Here is a 19,670-nt window from a genome sequence, read left to right on the forward strand (position 1 = left end):
AGGTCGCTTCACCTTCTCCAACTTTCGTCCTTCCGAAATTTCGTAAGCGATTGCCCTGATCGTTCAGGCATATTAAGAGTATCTACCTCTACAGGATTAATGCTCACTTGGCTTCGTAAATACTTTTTCGGCATGCGCTGCGACATTGTCCTTCGTCGTATAATGGCCGAAACCTGGGGGCACTTCAACGTTCGGATCGTTGAAAATATAGCCAAGCATCATAACGCCGATCGGATTTCTGTAATGCATCACGTCATAGAAGTTGCGCGGTTCGTCGCTGACAGGCGTATACCCAGTGAAATCCCAGAAATCGGTTACGCTCGCGAGCTTGGCCCAGTATTCCTTCAAGTCTTTTAGGTTATAGCTCTTCATCTCGAGCGTGTAGGTTGCCCCTGTAATCATCATGAAGCTGATATCTCTCGCTTCGCAATATTCCTTCATCCGTCTAAGCGACTCTACGTTCTTATCAAGCGCCACTGTCTCGATCTTACCGAAGCCGTGCTTGAATTGTGGATTTGCTTCCAAATATTTGTCGAGATCGCTTAAATCCTCAGCATCTCTCCGCACTTTATTGTAGACGCCGCTTTCGGGAACAATCTGTGAGTATTCGAAGGAGTCGATCGCCCTTTTGCCATAGGCCTCAAGCTTCTCGTAGGCATACACCGGGTTCAAGGTCAAATATTTGAGATAAAAAAGGAACTGCGATTCCTTCATCACTTTGGCGTGCATCGATTTTTTGATTTCGTCGCGCGTCTCATGATAATGTCCGATTTCCTGCAGGCTCATGTGAAGCACGATATTTTTCGGATGGTAATGATCGACGATATAATACAGCGTCTTCTCATAATCATGGAAGTCGCCGCCGTACATGAGCATGCTGTAGAAGCGGGCGTCGCCGTAATATTTGTTCAGCAGAGCCGGCGAGATAGAGCTCGATTTGGATCCTCCGATGATGAAAGAATCATAGTTACCGTGATACTGATCCAAGTAGCCAATCTTGGCTACGCGCGGGTTGTTGACCATGTCATAGGAATACCACTTTAATATGCGATCTCCGAACACACCAAACGGGTCCACGACAACGTTGAGACCGCATAGCAGCAACCCCGCAATGACGAGAGCCAAGGCGAACTTCAGGATCCATTTACAGAATTGCATCACATTGCACCTCAGAACTGAAAGTATAGGAAATCCGAAACGGTCGTCATTTGAGACAAAGAAAGCACTAGCAAACATGCGGTTGCCAGCGCATATCGAAAGTTGGGCTTGAAACGATCCAAGATTTGCTCTGAATTTTTGGCAAAATAGATGATGCAAGCAGCAATCAGCAGCAGCACACAGGTATACAGATGATAGGCGATATAGATGACAATCTCTTTGGCAATGCCCATCGCGCTCAGGCCAGCAAATTCATGGAATTGGAATAGCGCCTTCAGTACCTTGCCCGCATGCAGGAGGTCGGTAGAGACGAATAAAATTCTTGTCGCAATAATTCCGATAAAAGTAAGTGTCCATGCAAGGGCGAATGGCAGAGCGATTTTGTTCCTGTACATGAAGTGGGAGGCGCAGACGAAGACGCCGTTCAGAATGCCCCATAGAATGAACGTCCAGCCTGCACCGTGCCACATACCGGACACGAGGAAGGTGACCATGACAGCGAAATAGAAGTTGAAGCTGCCGCGCCCCTTTTTGTATATCCCTCGAAAAATATAATCGGACAAGAATCGGGACAGCGTTATATGCCATCGCTGCCAATAAACGCGGAAGTTCCGCGCCTTGTAAGGAGAATTAAAGTTGGACGGCAAACGGATATTGAACATTAATCCAATGCCGATCGCCATATCCGCATAGCCGGACAGATCGAAATAATAAGAGAAGGTGTAACCGATAACAGCCAGCCAGGCTGTTATCGAGTCTGCCGAGGCGACATCGGAATAGAAGCCTTGGGCGAAGGCTGTCAACGGATCCGCAAGCGCAATCTTCTTGGCGCAGCCCATCGAGAACAGGAATACGCCCCGCATGAAGTTCTCGCTATGGAACAGCCGCTGCTGCCGTTCTTCAAGCTGGGGGATGATGTCGCTGTGATGGACAATCGGTCCGACAACAAGCTGAGGGAAGAAGGTGATGAATACTAAATAATTGATGAGACTGAACTGCTCGACCTTCCTCCGATAGCAGTCGACGAGAAAAGCGATTAACTGAAAGGTAAAGAACGAAATGCCTATCGGCAATATGATGTTCTTTAAAGAATAAGAATGCCCAGATACGGCATTCAGGTTCTCTAAGAAGAAATTCGTATATTTGTAATAGGCGAGAGTTGCGATGTTCTCGAAAAGCCCTACCCCAAGAAGAAGCCGTCGGAACAGAGGGCCCGAAGAGCGAACGATCATCGTCCCAATCACGTAATTGAACAGCACGATAAAGGTGAAAATGTAGAAAAATTTGCCGCTGCCCTGCGCGTAGAAGTATAACGAAGCGATGACGAGCCAAATTTTGGCGTATAGGCTATTGTTCATCAAGCTAAGCAACCTGTATCCGAAAAACGTAATGGGTAGAAATAGCAAAATAAAGGTATAGGTTGAGAAAATCACAGGAATGCTCCTTTTACTTCGATGTCTGGTGAGCTTTCTTGAAGCTTCGTGTAGAAGCATTCATATCGCGCCAAAGGTGCCTTCCCTGCACCGAACTCAGAAAATTTGTAGCGCTAAAAACGGTCTATCTAATTTTTTTTCTTTGGAATAGGCTCGAACAGCAGGACAAAAGGTAGATTGCTGCCTGCAGCAGGACTAATCCAAATCTCTACGCTCTCCTCTTGATTGCCAGTCCGATACAGAACGCTGGCCGTGCTGGATATATCTTCTTTGCCACTATGGCCGAAGGTCACTACGTCACCATTTACGACTGCAGATCCGACAAACAGTCCGCCGCGTGGATTAAATAAAATAAGCGTATTCGCAGCAACATGATTTAATTTCAGCTTGTAAACCAAGCCGTAATTTCCAGAGTTCAAGGCCTCGGTTCCTTTGATCCCATCTAATCCTTGTTGAAAAGGATCTTCTCTATTGTCGGTTAAAGAGAGCTTGACTGAACGGGCACCAACGGGATCATTATATACGAAGACACGGGTCGAATCCGCAAAAGTACCTCGGACGATAGATTCATTCGGGTCTAGATAAGGCAGCTTCTCTAGGTCGGCGATCGGGTCACGGTTGGCCAAGACCAACAAAGAAGTGTAGCGAACGGGCGCATCACTGCTTAAGTCTCCGGTGAAGGTGATGATCTCTTCAGGCTTCATTGGATTCTTATTGATACTATTCCATATGATTCGCTTCTCTCCCGGTTGTAGGGTTATCTTCTGAGGACTCTTCGCAGCCAATAAGCCTTCAAAATAACGGGTCAGTGAAACGCGCCCTGCCCATTCTGCATAGGATGTAGGACCAGCCATTGCCTCATTGTTGAGTGTAACGGTAGCTGGGGAAGTGCCCGGATTCTCGGCAAGAACATAGAGTTTGGCCGGCTTACCGAGTTGGTTCTTATGATGTAACAGAAAGCGGGCATCCCCGGTAATCGTATCCTGATAGAGTATCCCTTCCGAATTGATCGATTCTGGTCCGCTGCTGCGGAACAAGGTTACTGGTTCTGTCTGGTAACTATAAGGAATTGCTTCCATCGCTTTAACCGAGTAGCCATCAACAGCGAGTTTATTTCCTACCGGTGTAAAGAGCTTGTAGAACTCTTCACGGGTGTATAGCGTCTCATCGGTAATTTTGATCGTTTTGCTGAATTCACCGATGGCTCCGTGCTTATCCTTCACCTCAAGGTTTATTGTAACGCTGCCTGGTGTGAAGAAGGCCTCCTCCTTATTTGCCCATATCCGGTCGACAATGGCGTCTTCATCATCCGAGCTCAGATCCGTATAAATGATAGGTTCACCCATTCGATATACGTCTTTATCAGTAGTAAAATTGGCTACCGGAGGCTCGTTGGGTTTTACTACTTCCAAGGTCAGTGTAAAAGGATCGCTCCAGACTCCTTCTGAGTCCTGTACGGAGTAACTGACAGAATATGCACCAGGTTTGCCGAAGATCTCTTCCTTCCCTTCCCAGCGTTCATCGACAATATCCAGTCCCAACGGGGAGTATGAATTCGTCTCATAGATTACAGTAGTCTCGCCGGCAACAATCTCTTGTGGTTGCACCTTGAACGAGGCAACCGGCTTAGTGGAACGCTGCAGGGTGATGGTCTTGTTATCTACGGTATAAGGAATATTCAAGCTTTGAATGAATGGGATTAAAGGGACCATTAGAACATTGTTGTCCGTATAAGGAGCTGTCTTTAGCGGGTAAGCCGTTCCGTTTAGACTATAGCTCTTGCTGTTGTTCTTATATTTCAACTCTATGCTGCCAAGCTGAATGATCGTCTCGTTGGTCTTGGAGTCTGTGGTTACCGTTGCTCCCAGGCGCTCGGCCATGAAGCGAAGTCCTACATAGGTGGCTCCATTCTTGACGATGGCAGGGCGAGGGGCTTGGTAAGCCTTGCCGTCCTGCTCCACTTTGCTGCTATCGATATAAATAGCGATTTGCTTCCAATTTGACTGCTCCAACTGTGCTTTGCTCTCTTGCAAAGGCTCTGTAGAAGCAGCCTCCGCTTTCGCAGCAGGGATGGCCGTGGCCAATTGGCCCGTGATCAACAGCGCAGCCAGTCCTGCCGTTATTTTCCCCATATTCTTGATGTCTTCCACTTCTCCTCTCAACTTGCATAGCTGATATATTAGGTCGAATTGAAATTCGACTTATAGAAACTGATTAGACCCTTCTTGCAATTTTGATTGGCTCTTAGTCTCGATCATCCGGATTGCTGGATCGGTAGTGATCTCTTTACTCCCTTGACGAAGCGCCAGGTTTTCTTGTTCCAGCATCCCAATCTTTTGCGTTAAGACAATAAACCGTGCGGTTAGCGAAGATACGGCTATTGTCAAATGAAGCAAAATGAATAGAACACTGATCAGACCGAGCAGATAGAGCAGGGAAGGCGCATAAGATACGCCGATTTGCTTGGCCATGCCGTCAATCAATGAAGGAAATAGCGACAGCAGCATCATGACGGCCGTAAGAATAACCCAGAGAATGGCATACTGTTCACGCAGCTTCCCGTTGCGGATCAAATATATGGTAATGCCTAGAAAAATCATACAGATCATAAAACTGAGAATAAAAACATCAATTTTCATAGCCTAGATCCCACTTCTTTTCTTTCTTCTTTGTTCTTGTAATTAGAACGGACATAATTACCTTGACCATATAGTAGACTGAGCCCAGAGCTCGAATGCTTGAGCTTCCGGTTAAGCGCTGGCGCATGACAACGGGAACCTCACTAAAGGTACAACCGCAGTTGTCAAGTTGGACAAGCGCTTCAACTTCCGGATAATCGGCAGGATACTCCTGAGCAAATAATGCGATGGCTCGTGGACCGCAAACGCGGTAACCTGAGGTCGGATCCGTCACTTTACGGCGAAGCAGCAACGTCAGCAGCCCTGACAGCAGATCGATGCCGATTCTACGAGCGAAGGTGGATTGAAACCCCTGCTTCTCCATGAAGCGGGAGCCAACAACCATATCTGTGCGGCTTTGCTGTAGCTCTCCAAGCAATCGGTCGAAGTCTCGCGGGTTATGCTGTCCATCTCCATCTAATTGGGCTGCATATTGGTATCCGTGTCTTTGCGCATATTTATAACCGGTCTGAACGGCGCCTCCGATGCCCAGATTGCAGCTGAGATTGACGACGAGTACGCCTTCCTTGGCGGCTTCATCTCCTGTCAAATCACTCGATCCGTCATTCACGACCAGAATATCGGCATAGGGGATATGGTGACGGACATCGGCAATCACTCGCCGGATTCCTTCTGCTTCGTTATAGGCGGGAATAATAATAAGTACTTTTTGATTCATTCTCAGTGCTCCTCTCCGACAGATAATGGTTCTTTATTTGATCGCCGCCCGAGCAAATAATCCAGAGCTGTGGCGGCAAGCAGGCTGGCGAGTATGATGAACAGCGGCATCGCTGTAAAGTTATAACGAAATTCTGGAACGAAGGCCAATCTTGTAATGCTGATCGCTACCACCAGGACGACCAGCAGAACGGCAGGCTGGCGCCATCTGCGCAGTAGGGCAACCGTGGATATAAAACCACCTAATAGAATCGTTCTATGATACAAATTGCCGAGCGGAATCACAGGATATACTGGTGAATGTCCTGCTCCGAAGAACATTCGTCCATAAATATAGCGTGTTTTGCCAATGGTGTACCATTTAACAAAGGTCCAGGTATGCTCTGTGAATCCTACCTTCAAGCGCTCCTTAGCTACCTCCATCTGGGTCTTACCTTTGCGGTCAACCATATTGTCATCATAGTTCTTATTTGGATAGGTACCGGCTGCAAATGGATTAACCTGCGTAGAAGTCAGAATGAATTGGTGCATCGTGACCATATTTCGTACAATCCAGGGCGTCAATACAATGGCGATCCCCAGACAAGAGACCGCTGCCAGCTTCACCACGTGAGCGGATCTTTTTCGCCACAGCCAGAAGAAGGCATACGCTGGAAGAATAAGAATGAGAAATTCTGGTCTGGTAAGGACTAGTAATCCAAGCACTCCTCCAGCCAGTATGGCGGATAATGCGGTCTCTTTCTCGAAGACTCTCAGCTGCAGGTATACATATAGCATGAATAGCATAGCGGCCAGCGTCTCGGTTAATATGGCTCCATTCGCCCAGACGAAGGGGGGATATATGGCCAAGATGGCTGCTGCTATTATGCCGGCCCATTCCCCGCCTAACCTTCGACCTGTCAAGTAGACCAGCCATAGGGTCACCATGCTGAATCCGATCTGAATGTATCTGATCAATGGATACGGATCATGATTCTTGTAATCGGCCAGCAAGTAGGACCCTGCCATAAATAAAGGGTAACCGGGCGATACTTGAGCGTTCGGTTCTTCACTCTTATATGCGTAAACACCCTTCTCCAGCAGTTGTCTGACCATAATGTCATAGTTCAAGCTGTCATGAGGGATATGATGCTCAACTGAGTTCACAAAATCGATGCGGACAAATAAAGCCGTTGCAAAAATGAAAATACATATTAAGGTCTTCAGGTTAGCCAAGCGCTTTAACCTATGGGTAATATTCGTAAACATGGGGGGGGGTGTACTCCTCTCTATATTCCAGTCCGACTAGCGGTATATTAAGCATATAGAAGAGTTCTTATTGGCCCATAAAGGAATCCTTAATAACTACCTATCTAAAGTCTTAAAATTTTCTTAACAATGCTCTGGACAAAATGGTGCAAAAAAACCGATTCCTATACCCACAGACTTTGTGAGCATAAAAATCGGTCATATTGAGTTAAAGTAATTAGTTAGTAGCCTTGGATAAAGGCAAAGGAAGTCTTGCTATAAATTCTGTCTGTGAACGATCGCTTTTGGCCGAAATATTGCCTCCATGTACTTCCATGATGCTCTTCACAATGGCAAGTCCAAGGCCTGTACCTCCCGATGATCTGGAGCGGTCGCCCCGATAGAAGCGTTCGAAGATAAATTGCAGGTCGCTTTGCGGTATCGGCTCTCCGTAGTTGATCACTTTGATCAGTGCGTAATCTTCGGAGCGGCTAATATCGATATCGACGTATTCACCTTTGCGGCCATATCGGATGGCATTGGAGATCAGGTTCTCAAATCCGCGAGCAAGCAGGTCCCCATCCCCCTCGATCATAAGGGAGCTAAGTTCCGTTGCGATACGGCAGGTCATATCGGCCTTTTTAAGACTAGGTACGAATTCTTCCGCGAGCTGTCGCAGGAAGGCGACCATATCCAGTTCCTCCACATGCAGGGGCATGCCGTTGTTGATACGGGTATATTCGAACAACTCATCAACCAGCTTCTTCAGGGCGAGTGATTTCTCATAGGCAATGTTGACATAATGGCGTAGTTCTACCTCATCATGATAACGATCATTCTCAATAACCCCCAGGAAGCCGAGGATCAAAGTGAGCGGAGTCCGAAGATCATGGGAGACACCCGTAATTAGATCATTCTTGGTCTTCTCAGCATTCCGCTCTTCTTGAATTGAACGATCAAGCTGTTCCGCCATTCGGTTAATGCTATCCGCCAATTTCATCCATTCGTTTGATGGATCATCCTCCAGATGAAGACGATGATCCAATTGACCGCTGGCTACCTGGCCTAATCCGGAGGAAATTTTGTCTAGATTGGTGCGTAATTGCAGGGCTAGATCATTCATACTATGGGCAATTTGCCCAATCTCATCGTGGGATGAGGTGTGAAGCTCTTGATCGAAGTTGCCGGCAACCATCTGCTGCAAGCTATTGTTAACATTCTCTAGACGACGAATAATTGTCCGCGTTAGTAAATAATACAGAATAATGAATAGGATAGGACCTACTATACTCATAACCATGGAAGAGCCATAGTTAACGACGATGAAGTTCAGATAATGGGTGAACGGCGGGACCGTGATAAGGTAAACGCCAAGCTGGTACCCGAGATATAACAGAATTGCCGTTAACCCTAAGCTGGCCAGTACGATCGCTAAAAATTTCCACCGCACCGTATTGACCCATTTTAAATTCATGAGGATTCTCCTTCTCTGGATATTTAGAGTCGTTCCATCTTATAACCGATCCCCCAGACAGTCTTGATAAATTTAGGATTCTGGGTATCCTTCTCAATCTTCTCACGAATTCTACGGATATGAACCATGACTGTATTTTTCGATTCCATGAACGGCTCATTCCACACCTCTTGATAGATCTTCTCCATGCTCAGTACAATTCCCTGATTAACGGCCAGCAATTTCAGAATAGCGAACTCCCGAGGCGTTAATTGTACTTCTTGTCCTTCTACAGTGACTTGATGCGTAGATATGTTGATGATAAGCTCATCGATTTCAATCTCGTTCTCATCCATTTGAGGCTGGTTCGGACCGCTGAATTGATGGTAGCGTCGTAGTTGTGATTTGATGCGAGCCATTAGCTCAAGCGGGTTGAATGGCTTCGTAACATAATCGTCGGCCCCAATGCTGAGCCCAGCAATTTTGTCCATATCCTGACCTTTCGCTGATAGCATAATGATGGGCATGTTCCGATTCTCACGGATTTTCATGCAGGCTTCAATCCCGTCCATTCGCGGCATCATCACATCCAGCACGATCAGATCTACCGGATGACGTTCCAGAATATCAAGCGCTTCTTGGCCATCGGATGCTTTTAACAGGTTGTATCCCTCATTTTTAAGATATATATCCATCAATTTAATAATTTCTTTCTCGTCATCGACAAGTAATATGGTTCCTCTAGCAGACATGAAGATCCTCCTGGCTAAATATAATATATATGTATTAGGATGCTCTAAAAAAACTATAACATTTCCATTCGAGTTTTTTTCTTAAGAATCACTTAACTTTTTTTTAACCGCTATTACCATATTATCAAATAGAGGACGAATCGTTATATGAGCTATAAAATCATTATATAAATAGGACCGGATAGAGCTTCGAAAGCCCTTCCGGTCTTTATTTTGTATTAACGCTGTTTATTCGGTTGATGGATGATCCTTGAATTTGAATTTGGCAGAGTAGGAGATCAGGATAGATACGATTAGCAGGCAGAGGGGGACGACGCTAATGAGGTAGCGGAAGGTTAACCCAGGATCAGGGCCGGGTTTATCGCCGCTCTCATAACCGAATATAAGGCCAACGACGAAGAAGGCTAACGCCGAGATCAGGCCGCTTGAGCGTGTAATAAATCCGGCGACCGCAGTATAGATGCCTTCTCTGCGTAATCCCGTCTTCTCAGCGTCTTCATCAATGATTCTTCCACTGACTATTGCCGGAGTAACGAGGAATCCAGCCAAGCCGAAGCCAACGACAACACCGGCAATGATGCCGCTAACTAAATCAGAGCCGAACCAGAGCGGAATTACAGACAGGGCGTATATAATAAGGGATAATCTCCACGCCTTAACCCCATCCATTCTACGGATAATCCAATACCATACGAATACGAGAGGAATGACCGAGACGAACACGGAAGCCAGCAGGATTGAGACCTGGGCTTCAGGTATTCTTAGGACGTATTTGGCATAGAAGGGGATAATCGAGCTGATCAGGCCATTGACCGTTTGAGCAAAGGAATTGGATATATTGAATACCCAGAATTTCTTGTTGCTTAACGTTATCTTGAAGGCCTTGGCTAGCTTTAGCGGTTGTTCCTGCGAGGCTTCAGGCCGTTCTCGGACATATATCATACAGAGGAACATAAATACGCCAAATATAAGGGCATAGATCAGAGCCATGCTCGGGAAGTTAAGTGCGGTATAAATAATTGGAGTCAATGCGGACGCGATAAGCAGCGCCACCACTTGATAGCCTTGCTGAATCGCTGAAGCCTTGGCCCGCAGCCGATCGCCGCGGAACAATTCGGGGAACAGGGCTCCATAATTCACCCATAGTACCGTAGCTGCGGCCTCGAACAGAATAAGCGCCGTCAGGAACCAGGTGAAGAGCGTATTTTGTGTTAAACCACTGGGAGGGGAGAAGACCATGATGAAGAACAGCATGAATAAGGGAATTGTGCCAAATACCCAAGGACGACGCCTTCCGTAACGGGTATTCGTGCGATCTGACCAATATCCGAATAACGGATTGTTCACCGCATCCCAGATTAGAAAGATCGTGCGCGCTAGGGTAGCTAGCCCTATTCCGAGCCCTAGCTTCTCCACGTAGAAATAACTATAGAAAGAACTGAAGGCCTGACTCGGGACCATCATAGCAAACATGCCAAACGCAAAGGTGTATGGTGAGTTGATCCATTTATGCTTCAAGCAGTTCCCCTCCTAGATAAAGAATATTAAAGTATATTTCGGGAAAGAGATTAATATAAGGGCTGCACTAAAATAAGTCTTAAACTAATGAGCGAGGAGTATTCAAATTATTACGATTTAATGAAAGGAAAGCCAATTCGGTGAATTAATAAGGAGGATGTATTGACTTATATTACATTAATAGCACTATTATACTTGGTTGGGGATTATTATCTTAAAGACAATTGTGGCTGTGTCCGTTGATGTTAAGAAGTATAATCTAAAATGAAACAAACTAACTACATATATATGTAGTTAGTTTGTTTGTTTCATAAGGGGGCGGATGAATATTGGCTAAGAAAAATAAGTATGCTTGGATCCTTATAATTATTCTTTGCATTATATCGATAGTTGGTACAATGTATTATTTCCGCCCACTAAATGCAAATAGCGTTTTTCCTGAATTGGAAAGTATAGAAAAGGTAATCTTTAATGTAAGATTTGACGAAAAGAAAAGTAGTAAATTTTTGGAGACTGAGATTAAGGGGAGAGAAGCTGAATATTTTGTTGATTTATTAGAGATGACAAAGTATCGAAGGGTTTTTGGAAGGACAAATATTCAAAGCCAGACAAATGCTTATGATATAGTAATAGTTTACAATTCGAACAATTATTCGATTGTGATTAGTGATAGAGGATACGTAGTTGTAGATGTTATAAGCAATAAAAAGAAATATAAAATCTTAAGTTCAAAAAGCGATACTTTATTAAAGTTAGTGGATGAGATGCTAATGCCGATGAGGTGACTTCCCCATTTTCTTCGCTGTAGGTTTGCTTTCTCTAACAAACGAAATGATGATAGAAAATTAGACAGGTCAGATTATCAGGTGTCTGTTTCTTGAAAAAGCACCGCCTAAAAAGCGTCTGGACGCTTTATAGGCGGTGCAATAAAAGGTATCCGTGTTTGCGTGAGCCCAGGATTGTCCTACAGTTGCATTATCCCTTCACAGACCCTGCCGCTATACCTTCTACGATACGATCGCTGAGGAACAAGAACATAATCAAGATCGGGAGAATACTGATCATCAGCGTTGCCCCGATTGCGCCCCAGTCCGTCGTGTATTGTCCGACGAAGTTTTGGACGCCGACAGTCAGTGTCTTGTAGGAGTCTGAACTGATGAATGTATTTACGAAGATAAATTCATTCCAGTTGTAGATCATATTAATGATCGCTGTCGTTGCGACAACAGAGCCTGTCATTGGCAGTACGATCCGGAAGAACATCCGGTTAACGGAACAGCCGTCAATGATTGCGGCCTCTTCTACCTCGCGCGGAAGCGCATAATAGAATCCAAGTAGAATCATGATCGTAATCGGCATATTAAATGCGACATAAGAGAGAACCAATGATAAAGGATGGTCCGTTAATCCTACTTTATTGAAGAAACTGAATAGCGGGATCAATGTAGAATGGACAGGGATCATCATCGCAACCATGAACAGGCCGAGAACGAAAGAGCTGCCCTTCCACTTCATGCGAGTAATCGCGTAAGTTACCAGACTGCCCAGGACGACGGTTAGTACCGTGGCTACAACGGTAATCCATAAGCTATTCAGGAAATACACATCAATATTCCCGGCATTCCATACCTTCGAATAGTTCTCCCAGCGCGGATGCATCGGCAAAGAGAGCGGAGGGAGGTTAAAGACTTCCTGATTGTTCTTGAGTGAGAAGAACATCAGCCAGACGAGTGGGAATAACTGAAATATGGCGACGATAATCAGGACGATGTACATGATTGAATATCCAATCCGTCCGAGTAGGCGCCATCCCCCGCTGTTAACACTAGTTTGCAGTTCTACGTTTCCGGTCATCATTTACGCCTCCCTCTTATGAATATTGAATGGTATCTTTCGATCTGGTTAACCAGCGAATGACCCAGGTGACTACAAGACAGATGACAAGCAGGAAGAAGGCAGTCGCACTACCGTATCCGAAATCATAAGCTCTGAACGCGGTATGATACATATACGAGGCCATAACCTCACTAGATCCGTTCGGGCCACCGTCCGTCATCACGAAGATAAGATCGAAATATTTCAGCGATCCGACAACAGCGAGTACGATCGTTACTTTAACCGTCTCCATAATCAGCGGGAACTTGATCTTCCAGGCGATCTGCCAGGAGGTGGCGCCGTCAATGCGAGCAGCTTCATCCAAGGATGTCGGAATATTCTTAAGTGCTGCGTAGTAAATCAGAATATAAAAACCCGCATACTGCCACAGGATTGGAATGAATAGAGCCAACAATACCAGTGATGGCTCTGCCAGCCAAGCGGGAGGATTATCAACTCCAATGGATTGCAAGACACTGTTCAATATACCGTTGGACGGGTTGTAAATTCTGAGCCACAGCTGAGCGATGGCGACGGATGACAATAGCATAGGGATAAGATAAATTTTACGGAACAAGTTAGCCCCTTTAATCCGGGCCGCCAATACCATGGAAATCATCAAATAGATAATGAGACTAAGGCCTGAGAATAGGGCCAAGAGCAAAGAATGCCATGCGCTATCCCAAAACTTCCCGTCTTTCATTAAGTTAGCGTAATTCTCCAGCCCAATAAATTTCATACTGCCAATGCCATTCCATTCATTCAGACCATAGTACCCGGTAAGGACAATCGGAATATAGACAATGGTTAGAATAAGCAATAATGAGGGGAGAACGTAGAGAGCAATCATTTTCTTGTTGGACAGCACTTTATCCATAATGGTTCAGCTCCATTCCTTTCAATCATTGGAGGAGAGGACCTATCCCGCTAGCATTTCCGAGGGATAAGTCCTCCTGGCATACATCTTAGAAATTACTTAGCGAGAGCCTTATCATGCTCAGCCGCGAACTCCTGAGGTGTTACTGCCTTACCGAACAATGCTTGAATCATGTTCAAATGCGTCTCAGCTGCTTTGGCTGGCATTTGAACGTCTGCGAATAGAGTGACACTGCTTGCTTGGTTCATCTCTGCGAATAGATCCTTGTAGAGCTGTGGCAAATCCATGTTCTCTGCGTCAACCTTCGTTGCTGGAATTACGCCAGCGTCAGTTACGGACTGCTCGCCCCATTTAGTTACGAAATATTCTACGAATTTCTTAGCTTCGTCTTTCACTTTGGAGTTCTCAGCTACGAACAAGCCTACACCAGGACCGCCTACCCAGCTGTTAATATCGCCTTTGCCGCCGTCCACAGTCGGGAATTTGAAGAATCCGACTTTATCACGGAATTCCTTTGGAATTTCTTCATTCGTGGTGAAGTTTGGAATATCCCAGGAGCCCATCAGGTACATCGCTGCTTTCTCATTCAGGAATTCCGATTTCGCTTCTTCATTGGATTGGCCGTTGAAGCCCTTAATAAATGCGTTGTTGTCAACGAGCCATTGCACTTCTTGAGCTGCTTGAACCAGACCTGGGTCGGTGAACGAAGCGGAGCCGCTAATGGTGTCAGCAAGTGTCTTCTGTCCAGCGATACGGTCTGCCAAGTACATGTACCAGAGGGAGCCGGTCCAACGATCCTTGTTGCCAAGTGCGATTGGAGCGATACCCTTAGCAGACAATGTTGTTACAACATTTTTAAATTCTTCATAGGTTGTTGGTACACTGAGACCGTTCTTCTCGAACAGGTCTTTATTGTAATAAATCGGAGCGATGTTGAATTCGATTGGGAGTGCATAAGTTTTGCCGTTAACAGCGTAAGCCTCAGTGGTACCGGCAACGAATTTGTCCTTCAGTTCACCGTTCAACAGATCGTCGAGTGGAGTGAACAGATTGCCTTCTACATAAGGCTGCATGAAGCCTGCTGCCCAAGTTACGCCGACATCAGGAAGCTCGTTGGAAGCGGACAGAACTTTTAATTTATTTTTATATTGTTCGTTGTCCAGTACTTCCTGCTTGATTGTGACATTCGGGTTCTCATCTTGGTATTCTTTAATGATTTGGTTAACAATTTTGTTCTGACCGGCAGATACGCCTTCCGGCCACAAGTGCATCAGCTTAACGGTTACTTTCTCGCCACCGGAAGCGGTATCATTTCCTTCTGAGCCATTCGCTTGATTGTTCTTACCGCCGCCACCGCAAGCCGAGACGATGACTGCCATACAAATCGTGAGCAAGAGTACTGACCATGCCTTTTTCTTCATGCTGAAAGTCCCCTTTTCTAAAAGAAATTATCAAGCGCTTACTGTAAACGCTTTAATAATTAAATTGTATCGCTAGAGTGAAAGACATGTAAGGTAACTGAGATTAGGACTAATACCACTATTATCAGTTGTTGCTCTCATTCATTTGTTGTCTGTACTGTCCGGGGCTCATGCCCTCAAGCTTTCTGAAGACCTTGATGAAGTATTTTGCAGTCTGATAACCGACACGCTCGGAGATTTCATTCACGGACAGGGTTGTACCTACGATTAGTTCCTTGGCTCGTTGAACCCTACGTCTGGTCAGGTAATCGCTGAAGGTCAGTCCGGTATGCTCTTTGAACAGCACGCTGAAGTAATTGGCGTTCATATGCGACATCTCTGCCAGCTCGCGCAAGGAGATGGGCTCTTCCAGATGGGCCTCGATATAGTTGATAGCTTCCCTTACTGGCTCGCTGTATTGATTATTTCCGTCCGAGGTGCTCATTAGCCGGGTATCGACGATTTTCTCCATGCGCTCGATCCTCTGTTTCTGGTCGTTCCGTTCCAGTGCTACTTCAACGGCGTGAGTTAATTTATTCTTGTCGATGGGCTTCAATAAATAATCGATTACCCCATATTGCAGAGCCGTTCTGGCATATTCGAATTCAGAGTACCCTGAGATGACGATGACGAAGAGGGCGGGGTGCTTGTCGTTGATTTCTTCGATCAGCCGAAGTCCATTAATTTCAGGCATACGAATATCTGTAATGAGCAGAACTGCTTCATTCGACTGCAGCCAGTCCATCGCTTCCTGAGCGCTGGCGAAGGTCTCAAACTGGTAATGCCCAGGAGACCAAGACTCCAGAGTCCTTTTGATCCCTTGTCTTGTTCGTGGTTCATCATCAACGATAAGAATGGTCTTCATGTGTTTAGCCCTCCTTGAAATTCATTGGGAATTTCGAACATAATTGAGGTTCCTTGTCCAAGCTGGCTTTCTATCGTTAACCCGGACGCCTTGGAATCATAGTATAGACGAAGTCTGCGCTCGACATTAATCAAGCCAATGCCTTGTTTGCCGGAATGCTGCATTTCATCCGTCTGTAAGGTGTTGTACAGTTCACTAAGTTTATCTTCATCCATCCCTGGACCGCTATCGGAGACAGTAACTTTCGTGTAACCCTCGCGGTCTGAAGCCTGGATCGACAGGACCACCGTGCCTGGTTCGTTGCTCTTCTCAACGCCGTGCATAATGGCATTCTCCACCAGAGGCTGGATCATCAGCTTCGGAATAGGGATATGGCGGAAGGCTTCCTCGATGTCAATTTTCCATTCCAGTCGGTCGATAAGTCTCATTTCCATAATTTTAAAATACAACTCCGCATGATCCACCTCATCCCCGATGGTTACCCATTCGACATCATCGGAGCGATTGATGACATAACGGAACAATCCCGACATGGCCAGTACGTTGTCAGCCAGCTCATCCTCGCCCTTCTCGTCCAGCGCCCAGAAGAAAGCCTCCAGGGTGTTGAAGAGGAAGTGCGGGTTAATCTGGGCCTGCAGTGCCTTCAGTTCGGTGCGGCTCTGAATGATCTCCTTCTGATAGACGACCTGAATCATCTCATTCATCGAGTCTACCATCTGGTTATACGTATGATTCAGCTCCATAAGTTCCATCGTTGATGACTTATCCGGATTGCGCTGCAAGGTACCAAATCGGGCCCCACGCATCGTGCGGATCAGATTCAGGATCGGTCTAGTAATCATCGTTGATAGAATAAAGGAGCAGATCAGGAACAGGAGCCCGCCAACAGCAATAGACACGAAAATTGCTGTCCGTAGGACCGATATGCCTTCGGTCGTATATCTGGCCGGGGTTAGAATAACCAGTGTCCAGCCGCTTAGCTCCGACTGATGTCTGACTTCAATGAACGTCTCGCCATCGATCGTTACCGAATCATGATCCATATCGAGCAATATATCTTTGTTCAGCCTGAGCGGAGAATCAGCGATGATCTCATGGCCTCCACCATCGAACAATAGCATCATTTCACGGCTATCGCCCCCGGATTCCCCCGCGGCGGTTCCGGTAAGTTCGAAATAATTGCGGTCGATGCGAAGCATCAAATACCCGGCATGCATATAGGAACGATCTATTAATCTAACGCTGCGGATCGCAATGACCGTATTCGGATCCAGAGGGTCCAGTCCGATCCACACAAGCCGGCCTTTCTGTTTATCGGCTAGTTCAACCCAGTCCTTAGGAACACGATCATTGAGCTGAACATCATCCAGCGGCAGCAATCTGCGGTAATCTGAGGTATACAGCTCCAGAGATCGGATTCCGGTGGCATATGCTTCATAGCTACGCACTTCTTCCTGGAGCGATTGGCGTTCTGAGAAGCTTAGCATCTGCCCGTCCATTTCCTGCGCGAGCTTCTTCTGCACTAAGCTGTTGGTAGAGACCTGCATCATCAAGGAATCAATCTGCTGGAACAAAGCATCCAGTTTGCCAGTCGTCTGAACGGCAGTCTGTTTTATATGCCGCTCAGCGCTTGCACGCAACAGGACGGAGACCTGGTTATAGGTGAAGACTCCAATAGCCGTCAGTACGATGATCATCACGAGCATAAACCCGATGAAGATCTGGTTGCGCAGTGTATTCCATCCATGTAGCTTGTTCAAACAGCGACACTCCCCTTCGATAGTATCCTAATTTAATATACATGACCTGTTCTAAAAAGAGAAACCCCTTTCATTTTCATAGTAAGAGGTCATAGTAATCGTAGGGAAGGGAAGAAGCCCTGTCCAGAAAGGGCAACTTTACGGATACAGAAATCGAAAATATATACCCACATTTGAGCCACCAAAGCCAGTTGAGCTCGCGAACCTCACTAGACAAAACGATCAGTATTCTCCCTTTACATGGGAATTTCAGCAAGTTAGGGTGCTGGAATCCTAAAGCTAGCGTGATCGCACTTATCAAAGCGGTCAATAATGTCCAAATGATCAGGTCAAACTTGGGTATTCAACATTTTGGGGCACGCAAAAAGGCCGTCTCCAAGGCGGGAAATCAACTTTTGAGACAGCCCCTTCACGGGTTCGATCGTTATTTCAGAATAAATTGCCCAGTCACCGGATTATGATCGCTGTTGCTGAAGCCTAGATCGTGTCCAGTGACACTTACCACCTCGACATTGGGGGATACGAGGAAGCCATCGATGACGGCTAGGAAATTGACCCCCTCATTGTACGCGGAGTCCAATGTTCGTACGCTAGGGGTGTTCGGGTCAACGGCCCATTTGAAATCACTGGGGCCGAAGCTGTCCGGGAAGGGCTGCAGCCATTCTGGCCATTCCTGCTGTGTCTTGAAAATAGCGGGATCCGTGCCTGGAAGGGCATGATTCCAATCACCACCGATGATCAGATAATTGTCATTCTCCATCTCCCGCTGGATATACTGTTCAAGGAACTCAAGCTGCTGCTTGCGGATCTTGCCGCCTTTATCAAAGGCTGACAGGTGTAGGTTAATCAGGATCAGCTCCTTGCCTTGATCTACAGGAATTCTGCTCTCCACGAAGGCGCGATCCAGTTCAAATAATTGAACCGGCCAGCTCTCCTTGCCGGGCAGATCGAAGCGGGTCTGGCTTGTGCTGTGGAAGGAGGATAAGGTCAACAGGCCGCTCTGTACTGAGCCCATTGGTCTAGTAATAGGGACGGGGACCCACGGTACTTTGTAGTTGTATGCAAAAGTATAGCCGTAGCTCTGAAGCGCATCGCTGATCTGTTTGACCTCATTGATATGGTTGCTTCTTGAGGAATCGACATCTACTTCCTGTACCAGGTAGAAGCTGGAGCCCGCATTTTCGAGAAAATGGGTGATCGCCTGGAGATTGGTCTCAGTCTGCTGACGGCTACTGGAGCGAGACATACTGCCACCATCCATGAAGAAATCCTGCCCTTGATCAAGTCCGGCATAACCGATATTGAACGTCGTGACGGAGAAAGGCTTGCCCTGCCCGATTCTGGCCTCAGGATCGCGGTCTACCGTGAGCTTAATCTCGGCCGCGGGTTTGTAGTCAGATGCAGTGACATAGATGAGGAAGACGGCAATTATCGCGATGAGAGCAAGTAGAATCCAGATGATGCCTTTAAGTGTCAGTCTGATCATTTTGTGAATGTCCCCTCCTTGGAAGAACAGTGTGTATTATGATGATTATATAGCATTGTAGGCGAGATGAGACTTAGAATATGATCTCGTAAAATGTCGAATCAAGAAATTTTAAGTAAAACTATGGCGCAGGATTATTGAACTATATATACTATATTCTTAAAGGGGACTGGAAAGATTGGGCAATCTATCCTATCTATAAAGTGTCAGGGAACTCAAGTCATTCTTACTAGCAAATCTGTCTTGATCTAGGGGGAAGCTCGTCTCATCAAGATAAATACATACATAAGGTCAAATACATAACTATTTCAACAACCGTATACCCCTCAAGGAACCTCCCTATTTGCCTGATAAAGAGGCATGCTTCATCAGTGCGAATCGGGAATTGCTGCTTACTTACGCCTGGCAAGACGAATTTCCATAGCTAGCAATTTGATGACATGACATTTT

The 19,670-nt window shown here is 46.2% G+C and carries 16 protein-coding genes; 1 reads left to right on the forward strand and 15 read right to left on the reverse strand.

What is annotated here, in order from left to right:
- Window positions 1-96: 96 nt before the first annotated feature.
- From ABD014_RS16865 to ABD014_RS16905, 9 genes are all read right to left on the reverse strand, one after another.
- The gene (locus ABD014_RS16865; protein ID WP_343863010.1) at window positions 97-1,158 is read right to left on the reverse strand and encodes a hypothetical protein; all 1,062 of its coding nucleotides are present in this window, start codon (window positions 1,156-1,158) and stop codon (window positions 97-99) included.
- An 11-nt stretch (window positions 1,159-1,169) separates the two neighbouring features.
- Complete coding sequence (locus ABD014_RS16870; RefSeq protein WP_343863011.1) at window positions 1,170-2,516, reverse strand: MBOAT family O-acyltransferase; 1,347 nt, start codon at window positions 2,514-2,516, stop codon at window positions 1,170-1,172.
- 203 nt (window positions 2,517-2,719) lie between these two features.
- Window positions 2,720-4,741 carry a copper amine oxidase N-terminal domain-containing protein gene (locus ABD014_RS16875; protein ID WP_343863012.1) on the reverse strand — a complete coding sequence of 674 codons (2,022 nt, stop codon included), beginning with the start codon at window positions 4,739-4,741 and terminating at the stop codon, window positions 2,720-2,722.
- Between the two features lie 51 nt (window positions 4,742-4,792).
- Window positions 4,793-5,230: a DUF2304 domain-containing protein gene (locus ABD014_RS16880; protein ID WP_343863013.1), complete on the reverse strand. Its 438-nt coding sequence runs from the start codon at window positions 5,228-5,230 to the stop codon at window positions 4,793-4,795.
- The gene (locus ABD014_RS16885; RefSeq protein ID WP_343863014.1) at window positions 5,220-5,948 is read right to left on the reverse strand and encodes a glycosyltransferase family 2 protein; all 729 of its coding nucleotides are present in this window, start codon (window positions 5,946-5,948) and stop codon (window positions 5,220-5,222) included. Before ABD014_RS16885 ends, ABD014_RS16880 begins: the two co-directional genes overlap by 11 nt.
- Before the next feature lie 2 nt (window positions 5,949-5,950).
- A complete protein-coding gene (locus ABD014_RS16890) occupies window positions 5,951-7,195 on the reverse strand; it encodes an ArnT family glycosyltransferase (protein WP_343863015.1) in 1,245 nt (414 codons plus the stop codon).
- Window positions 7,196-7,412: 217 nt separating this feature from the next.
- Window positions 7,413-8,648, reverse strand: a complete 1,236-nt coding sequence (locus tag ABD014_RS16895; RefSeq protein WP_343863016.1) for a sensor histidine kinase — start codon at window positions 8,646-8,648, stop codon at window positions 7,413-7,415.
- Between the two features lie 23 nt (window positions 8,649-8,671).
- Window positions 8,672-9,379, reverse strand: a complete 708-nt coding sequence (locus ABD014_RS16900; protein ID WP_343863017.1) for a response regulator transcription factor — start codon at window positions 9,377-9,379, stop codon at window positions 8,672-8,674.
- 228 nt (window positions 9,380-9,607) lie between these two features.
- Window positions 9,608-10,897, reverse strand: a complete 1,290-nt coding sequence (locus ABD014_RS16905) for an MFS transporter (RefSeq protein WP_343863018.1) — start codon at window positions 10,895-10,897, stop codon at window positions 9,608-9,610.
- 329 nt (window positions 10,898-11,226) lie between these two features.
- On the opposite strand from ABD014_RS16905, the gene ABD014_RS16910 reads away from it, so the two are divergent.
- On the forward strand, window positions 11,227-11,682 hold the full coding sequence (locus ABD014_RS16910; protein ID WP_343863019.1) for a hypothetical protein: 456 nt from the start codon (window positions 11,227-11,229) through the stop codon (window positions 11,680-11,682).
- Window positions 11,683-11,872: 190 nt separating this feature from the next.
- On the opposite strand, the gene ABD014_RS16915 is transcribed toward ABD014_RS16910, so the two are convergent.
- The 6 genes from ABD014_RS16915 to ABD014_RS16940 form a co-directional block, all read right to left on the reverse strand.
- Window positions 11,873-12,754, reverse strand: coding sequence for a carbohydrate ABC transporter permease (locus tag ABD014_RS16915; RefSeq protein WP_379339613.1), 882 nt, complete (start codon window positions 12,752-12,754; stop codon window positions 11,873-11,875).
- A gap of 13 nt (window positions 12,755-12,767) precedes the next feature.
- Window positions 12,768-13,649 carry a carbohydrate ABC transporter permease gene (locus tag ABD014_RS16920; protein WP_343863020.1) on the reverse strand — a complete coding sequence of 294 codons (882 nt, stop codon included), beginning with the start codon at window positions 13,647-13,649 and terminating at the stop codon, window positions 12,768-12,770.
- Window positions 13,650-13,744: 95 nt separating this feature from the next.
- On the reverse strand, window positions 13,745-15,070 hold the full coding sequence (locus ABD014_RS16925) for an extracellular solute-binding protein (protein WP_343863021.1): 1,326 nt from the start codon (window positions 15,068-15,070) through the stop codon (window positions 13,745-13,747).
- A 124-nt stretch (window positions 15,071-15,194) separates the two neighbouring features.
- Complete coding sequence (locus ABD014_RS16930) at window positions 15,195-15,974, reverse strand: response regulator (protein ID WP_343863022.1); 780 nt, start codon at window positions 15,972-15,974, stop codon at window positions 15,195-15,197.
- Complete coding sequence (locus ABD014_RS16935; RefSeq protein ID WP_343863023.1) at window positions 15,971-17,734, reverse strand: cache domain-containing sensor histidine kinase; 1,764 nt, start codon at window positions 17,732-17,734, stop codon at window positions 15,971-15,973. Before ABD014_RS16935 ends, ABD014_RS16930 begins: the two co-directional genes overlap by 4 nt.
- 424 nt (window positions 17,735-18,158) lie before the next feature.
- Window positions 18,159-19,220, reverse strand: coding sequence for an endonuclease/exonuclease/phosphatase family protein (locus ABD014_RS16940; protein ID WP_343863024.1), 1,062 nt, complete (start codon window positions 19,218-19,220; stop codon window positions 18,159-18,161).
- Window positions 19,221-19,670: the final 450 nt, after the last annotated feature.

The organism is Paenibacillus motobuensis, from assembly GCF_039521865.1.
Taxonomy (GTDB): Bacteria; Bacillota; Bacilli; order Paenibacillales; family Paenibacillaceae; genus Fontibacillus; species Fontibacillus motobuensis.